The organism is Bisbaumannia pacifica (genome assembly GCF_007989625.1).
Taxonomy (GTDB): domain Bacteria; phylum Pseudomonadota; class Gammaproteobacteria; order Pseudomonadales; family Halomonadaceae; genus Bisbaumannia; species Bisbaumannia pacifica.
In genome coordinates, this window is record NZ_BJUK01000083.1 from 1 (window position 1) to 6,964 (window position 6,964).

Consider the following 6,964-nt stretch of genomic DNA (forward strand, 5'->3'; position numbering starts at 1 on the left):
ATCTTTACGGTCATGGTCTGGCCTCTCTCTTTGTCATTGTGCCGCTTGTTCGGGGTACCGCGCTTACCGAGCCCGGTGAGGCGCCGGAAAACTACACTTTTCAATCATTCTGAAATACTCCCCCGCCCCCAGCCAATACCCTTTGGTCGCACAGCCATACCCCTAGAGGTATGATCAAACCACCCACCAATGACGAAATAATCACCAGGAAAACCGCAAGAAAACCAATAAATAGCACCATGACAAAAGCTACAACTCAGTCTTTTTATCTAACAAAATTCCTGTTTACCTTGTCATGCTCAGCGTAGAGACGCCCGCCTCACCGCCGATAAAAAGGGCCCTGCCGGGCCGACGCCCCCACAGGACCCTCTCCTCGTCACGCCACTGACTACGACGAAAGAAGCGGCTCAGGACTCCCTGATCCGCCGCCCCCTCGAGACCCCGAAGCGACCATACAGCAGCCAGTAGGCCAGGCCACCGGCTACCACGCCCCAGAAGGCCGAGCCCAGGCCCAGGAAGTCGACTCCCGAGGCGGTGGCGATAAAGGTGATCACCGAGGCCTCCAGGTGATCCTTCTGGGCCGCGAAGGCGCTGAGGTTGCTGGTGATGGCACCGATCAGCGCCAGCCCCGCCAGCACCGCCACGAACTCCCCGGGCAGCGAGGTGAAGAGCGCCACGATGGTGCCGGCGAAGAGGCCGCCCAGCAGGTAGAAGCCGCCGTTGGCGACCCCGGCCACATAGCGCTTGGCGGGGTCGGGATGCGCCTCCTTGCCGGTGCACAGGGCGGCGGTGATCGCCGCCACCACGGTGGTAATGCCGCCGAAGGGCGCCGTGGCCAGCGACGTCAGGCCGGTCACCGCGAGGATCGGCCGGGCCGAGGCGTCATAGCCGGCGCCGCGCAGGATCGCCATGCCGGGCAGGAACTGGCCGGTGAGGCTGACCAGCACCAGCGGCAGGGCCAGGCTCAGGGTAGCGTGCCAGCTCCACTCCGGGCGGATGAACTGCGGCTCGGCCAGTTGCAGGGAGATGCCCTGCAGGCTGGCGCCCTCCAGCCCCACCGCCAGCGCGATGCCCACCAGCAGCAGGATGATCAGCCCATAGCGGGGCGTCAGGCGCCGCGCCACCAGGTAGGTGATCAGCATGCCGATGGCCAGCCCCGGCGCCGCCTCCAGGGAGAGGAAGACGCCGACCCCGAACTGGAAGAGGATACCGGCCATCATGGCGCCGGCGATGCCCGGCGGGATCGCCCTGACGATGCGGTCGAAGGAGCCGCTGACGCCGATCACGATCAGCAGCAGCGCCGCCGTCAGATAGGCCCCCACCGCCTCGTTCAGAGACAAGCCCGGAAACAGGGTCACCAACAAGGCCGTGCCCGGTGCCGACCAGGCGGTGATCACCGGCACCCTGAGCCACAGGCTGAGCACGATCCCCGAGACGGCGGCGCCCAGCGAGATGGCCCATACCCAGGAGGTCATCATGGCCTCGGAGATCCCGGCGCCCTGAGCCGCCTGGAAGAAGATCGCCAGGGGCCCCGAGTAGGAGATCAGCACCGCCACGAAGCCGGCGGTGATGGCGGGCAGCGAGACATCCTCGAGTCGCGACATGGTCAAAGTCCCTCTGGACGACAAAGGAAAAAGCCCGAGCCGACAGGGCCCGAGCCAAGGGGAATGACGAGACTATCAGGAAGCGGGCTTGCCGGGCCGCTCGCGTCGCGTCAGCAGGAACTCGAAGTCCTTGGTCTCGAAGAGCATCGAGATCAGCACGCCCAGCACCAGGGCCCAGAAGGAGGCGCCGATGCCGAGGATCTGCAGGCCGGAGGCGGCGATCAGGAAGGCGAAGAGGCCGCCCATCTCGTGCTTGCCGGAGAAGGCCATGTGCATCGCCGAGGTGATCACCCGCAGCAGCGCCAGGCCGGCGATGATGGCGATGAAATAGCCCGGCATCGCCTCGATCAGGCTGACCACGAAGCCGTAGAAGGGCGCGGCGATCACGAAGATGGCCCCGGTCACCACCGCCGCCACCCAGCGTTTGTCGCGCTCACCGGCCTCCGGCGAGGAGCAGATGCCGGTCATCGGCGCGGCGATGCAGGTGCTGTGCAGGTTGAAGAAGGCCGAGAGCATGGTGCCCACGCCGCCCACCGCGGTGATGGCGTTGGCCGGCACGTCCTTGTAGCCCATGCCCTTGATCAGCCCCACCCCGGCGGGGGTCTCCATGCCCACCAGGATCAGCGCCAGCGGCAGGCCATAGGCGAGGAAGGCGTTCAGGGTGAACTCCGGCACGATGAACTCGGGGAAGGTCACCGAGAAGGTCACCGCGGAGAAGTCGACGCCGCTATAGGCCATGTAGGCGATACCGGCCAGCATGGCGACGATCAGCGGCGGCACCCGGCGCAGCAGGCGGGCCGAGAAGAAGAAGGCCAGGATCATGATCGCCGCCGGCAGCATGGCGTTCTCCAGCGGCGCCACCATATTGAGGCCGAACTTGAGCAGCACCCCGGCCACCATGCCCATGACGATGGGCATGGGAATCAGCTTCATGACGATGCCCATGACCCCGGCCAGGCCGGCGACCAGGGAGATGGCCCCGGCGATCAGGGTCGCCCCCAGGGCGGCCTCCAGGCCCACCACGGGGATGATGGCGGCGAACAGCAGGGCCCCGGGGATGGAGTTGGCCATGGGCATGGGCAGCCGGTAGTAGGCCGGCATCACCAGGCCGAAGAGGCCGTTGATCATCAGGTAGCTGATCACCCAGATCATGATGAAGTGGGAGTCGAGGCCGGCGGCGGTGCCGGCACTGATATGGATGATCCCGGCGCTGAGGCCGAAGATGCCGGCGACCACGCCGGCACTGAGGTTGTCGACGTTGAGGTCGCGGAGGAAGTCCCTGGGCGCGGACCTGAGGCCTACGCCCTTCTCGAGATGTTTCATGGTGTGCTCCAGGGGAATTATTGTCGTTGGAATCCTGCCGGGCCCGTTCGCCGGGCCCTGTCGTCCGATCCGATCATCCGATCCGGCCATCGGCTAGCCGAGGTCACCGCCGGCCACCGGCAGCACGCTGCCGGTGACATAGCTGGCCTCGTCCGAGGCGAGGAAGAGGATCGGCGCGACCATCTCGTCCAGGGTGCCGTAGCGGTGCATCAGGCAGCTCTGCTTGGTCTGGTCGATATGCGCCTGGAACCAGGCCTGCTCGGTGGCGTTGCGCGGCTCGGGGGTGCCCCGGGAGATGCGCCGCGGCGGTGCCTCGGTGCCGCCGGGGGCGGTGGCCACCACGCGGATGCCGTGCTCGGCGACCTCGAAGGCCAGCGAGGCGGTCAGGGCGTTGACGCCGCCCTTGGCCGCCGAGTAGGGAATCCGATGGATGCCGCGGGTGGCCGCCGAGGAGACGTTGACGATGACGCCACCGCCCTGCGCCACCATGCTGGGCAGCACCGCCCGACAGCACCACAGGGTGGGCATCAGCGAGCGGGTGATCTCGGCGGCGATCTCGCGGTCGCTGAACTCGGTGAACGGCTTGAAGTTGATCGCCCCGCCCACGTTATTGATCAGGATATCGAGGCGTCCGAAGCGCTCGACGCTCTTCGCCATTACCTCGGCGGCGCCTTCCCAGGTCTCCAGGTCGGCCTGCAGGGCGATGGCCTCGATGCCCTGCTCGGTCAACTCGGCCACCACCTCGTGGATCAGCTCGGCGCGATCCACCAGGGCCAGGCGGGCGCCCTCGGCGCCGGCCCGCTCGGCGACCCGCCGGCCGATGCCCTGGGCGGCCCCGGTGATCACCATCACCTTGCCTTCGAATCGAGTACGGCTCATGCGGCCTCCCCCGCCGCATTGGGCGTGAACTTCTCGTAATGGAAGCTCTGCGGCACGATGCCCTCGGCGTCGAAGTGCTTGAGCACGGCGTCGACCATGGGCGGCGGCCCACAGAGGTAGACGTCCACGTCGCCGTCATGCATGACGCCGGCGTCCATATGGTGGGTGACGTAGCCCTTGCGCGGGTGGTCGCTGGCCTCGTCCACCACCACGGTGGCGTAGGTGAAGCCCGGCAATTGCTCGGTGAAGGCCTCCAGGGCGTCCACCTTGACCAGGTGATCGTCCTGGTTGACCCCGTAGATCAGATGGATCGGCTGATCGCTACCCTTGCCTTCCTGGCGCTGCCGAGCCAACTGCTCGAGCATGGCCAGGAAGGGGGCCAGGCCGGTGCCGCCGGCCAGCATCAGCACCGGGCGAGTGACCTCGCGCAGGTAGAAGCTGCCCAGCGGGCCGGCCAGGGTCAGGCGCTCGCCCACCGCGGCCCGCTCGGTGAGGTAGCGGCTCATCACCCCGCCCGGGATATGGCGGATCAGGAAGCTGGCGCGCGTCTCGCCGGGCAGTGAGCTGAAGGAGTAGGAGCGATGGGCCCCGGCCCCCGGCACCGTGATATTCACGTACTGGCCGGGCAGGAAGGCCAGTTCGCTGCCCGCGTCCAGGTCGATGGCCAGCTCGATGCTGTCCTCGGAGAGGCGCTCCACCGCGGCGATGCTGCCCTGCACCTCCCCCACCGCGGTCTTGCACAGGGAGGAGGCCACCGGGACCTGCACGACGCAGTCGGACGACGGCACCATCTGGCAGGTCAGCACCATGCCGCCCGCGGCCTCCTCGTCGGAGAGCGCCTCTTCCAGGTACTCGTCGCCCATGTCGAAGGCGCCCTGCTCGCAGTGGCCCTTGCAGGTGCCACAGACCCCATCGGAGCAGTCCATGGGCAGGTTGACCTTCTGCCGGTAGGCGGCGTCGAGGACGGTCTCGCCCGCCTTGCAGCCGATGAAGCGGGTGACGCCATCCTCGAAGTTAAGGGCAATGGTGTAGCTCATGGTGGTTCTCCTCCCTCAGCGCATCAGACGTGGTAAACGTCGATGACCTGATGGATGTAATCGTTATTCAACTGGATCACCTTGCGGGTGATCAGCGGTCGCTCGCCCGACACGTCCAGGGTGTAGAAGGAGGTGCCGAAGAAGGTCTGGGTCTCCTTGTAGCGATGGCTCAGGGTCTGCCAGTTGAAACGCAGCGTCACCTCATCGCCGTCCTGACCGAGCACTTCCAGGTTGTTGATCAGATGGGTGGTGCGCGGCTCCGGCGTGCTGGCCCCCGAGCGCTCGGTCTTGATCCGGTAGACCCGGTCCTCGAGGCCCTCGCGGTTGGGGTAGTAGATCAGCGAGATCTCGGCATCGGGGTCCTCGGTCAGCCGATCGTCGTCGTCCCAGGCCGGCATCCAGAACACCGCATCCTGGCGGTAGCACGCCAGCCACTCGTCCCATTGGCGGTCGTCGAGCAGCCGCGCCTCGCGGTAGAGAAAGGCCTGAAGTTCCTGATAAGAGATGCTCATGCGTGCTCCCCCTCTGCCGCGGATTCGGTGGCGATAAACTGGCCGCGCTCCTTGTCGATGGCGCGCAGCATCTGCTCGACCCAGTGCTTGTGGTGCAGCACGTAGATCCCCTCGTCCTCCGGGGAGGCCCCGCTCAGCAGGGGTTTCATATCGATCGCCCGGGCGTTGTCGTCGGCGCCCTCGATCCACTGCTTGGCGCCCCGCGACAGGTCATTCCACTCAGCCAGCGAGCCGGCGTAGCCGGTCTGGCAGCCACGGAACTCTTCCAGGTCGTCCGGCGTACCCATGCCGCTGACGTTGAAGAAGTCCTCGTACTGGCGGATGCGCACGCGACGACTCTCGGCGGACTCGCCCTTGGGTGCGAAGCAGTAGATGGTCACCTCGGTCTTGTCCACGGAGAGCGGACGCAGCACGCGGATCTGGGTGGAGAACTGATCCATCAGGTAGACGTTGGGGTAGAGGCAGAGGTTACGGGTCTGGTTGACGATGGAGTCGGCCCGGGCCTCGCCGAGTTCGCGCTCGATCGCCTCCTTGCGGGTGTAGACCGGGCGCACCTCGGGGTTGAGCAGCCGCGTCCAGAGCATGATATGGCCGTTCTCGTAGCAGTAGAAGCCGCCCTGGCTCTTCGACCAGCCGTTGGCGTCCACCGCCTGGGTACCGCCGGCGTCATAGTTGCGGCGATCCATGGTGGAGGCGTAGTTCCAGTGCACGGTGCCGACGTGATAGCCATCGGCGCCGTTCTCGGCCTGCAGTTTCCAGTTGCCGTGATAGGTGTAGGAGGAGGTGCCGCGCAGCACTTCCAGCCCCTCCGGCGCCTGATCGACGATATTGTCGATGACCTTCTTGGTCTCGCCGAGGTACTCCTCCAGGGGCAGGACATCCTCGCTCAGGCTGCCGAACAGGAAGCCCTTGTAGCTCTCGAAGCGCGGCAGCCGGGTGAGGTCGTGGGAGCCGTCCTGCTTGAACCCCTCCGGGTAGGCGCCGGTCTTCTCGTTCTTGGCCTTGAGCAGCTTGCCGTCGTTCTTGAAGGTCCAGCCATGGAAGGGGCAGGTGAAGGTGCCCTTGTTGCCGCGCTTGCGCCGGCACAGGGTGGTACCGCGGTGGGCGCAGGCGTTGATCAGGCCGTGCAGCTCGCCCTCTTTGTCGCGGGTGATCACCACCGGCTGGCGACCCATGGTCAGGGTGAAGTAGTCGCCGGGCTCACTGATCTGGCTCTCATGGGCCAGGAACAGCCAGTTGCCCTCGAAGACATGCTTCATCTCCAGGTCGAAGAAGTCGGGGTCGGTGAACATGCTGCGGTGGCAGCGGAAGATGCCGGCCTCGGCGTCATCGATGACGGCGCCGCGAACGCGCTTCTCGAGTTGATCAAGCTTGTGGGTCATGATCGGACTCCTGATGTCTCGGCAGAGACGCTGTTGAACTCGCCGCGTCCCGGCGGAAGCCAAGGCTTCCCCAACCCATGGCGAGGAGCGCCATGGCGGGACGGACAAAATGGGATTCGGGGGCGCCGGCGAGCCGCCGGCGCGAGAGGCTGAGGGCCTAGACCTTGGCGGTACCGGCCAGTTGGCTGCCGGCATCCTGCGCGTCTTCCTTGGCGCGGGGACGGGCA

The 6,964-nt window shown here is 66.3% G+C and carries 6 protein-coding genes; all 6 read right to left on the reverse strand.

Translation table 11 applies throughout. The features are described 5' to 3' along the window. Positions 1 to 407 precede the first annotated feature (407 nt). The 6 genes from HPA02_RS17830 to HPA02_RS17855 all read right to left on the reverse strand — a co-directional run bounded on the left by HPA02_RS17830 (position 408) and on the right by HPA02_RS17855 (position 6,737). Positions 408 to 1,604 carry a benzoate/H(+) symporter BenE family transporter gene (locus tag HPA02_RS17830; protein ID WP_146804555.1) on the reverse strand — a complete coding sequence of 399 codons (1,197 nt, stop codon included), beginning with the start codon at positions 1,602 to 1,604 and terminating at the stop codon, positions 408 to 410. 75 nt (positions 1,605 to 1,679) lie between these two features. Beyond that, positions 1,680 to 2,927 (reverse strand): benzoate/H(+) symporter BenE family transporter, encoded by a 1,248-nt coding sequence (locus HPA02_RS17835; protein ID WP_146804556.1) that lies wholly within the window; start codon positions 2,925 to 2,927, stop codon positions 1,680 to 1,682. Positions 2,928 to 3,020: 93 nt separating this feature from the next. Then, on the reverse strand, positions 3,021 to 3,806 hold the full coding sequence (benD, locus tag HPA02_RS17840; protein ID WP_146804557.1) for a benzoate diol dehydrogenase BenD: 786 nt from the start codon (positions 3,804 to 3,806) through the stop codon (positions 3,021 to 3,023). After that, positions 3,803 to 4,843 carry a benzoate 1,2-dioxygenase electron transfer component BenC gene (gene benC / locus HPA02_RS17845; RefSeq protein WP_146804558.1) on the reverse strand — a complete coding sequence of 347 codons (1,041 nt, stop codon included), beginning with the start codon at positions 4,841 to 4,843 and terminating at the stop codon, positions 3,803 to 3,805. Before benC ends, benD begins: the two co-directional genes overlap by 4 nt. 23 nt (positions 4,844 to 4,866) lie before the next feature. Beyond that, entirely contained in the window at positions 4,867 to 5,355 is a 489-nt protein-coding gene (benB, locus tag HPA02_RS17850) for a benzoate 1,2-dioxygenase small subunit (RefSeq protein ID WP_146804559.1), read from the reverse strand. Beyond that, entirely contained in the window at positions 5,352 to 6,737 is a 1,386-nt protein-coding gene (locus tag HPA02_RS17855; protein ID WP_146804560.1) for a Rieske 2Fe-2S domain-containing protein, read from the reverse strand. The genes benB and HPA02_RS17855 overlap by 4 nt, the downstream gene beginning before the upstream one ends. Positions 6,738 to 6,964 lie beyond the last annotated feature (227 nt).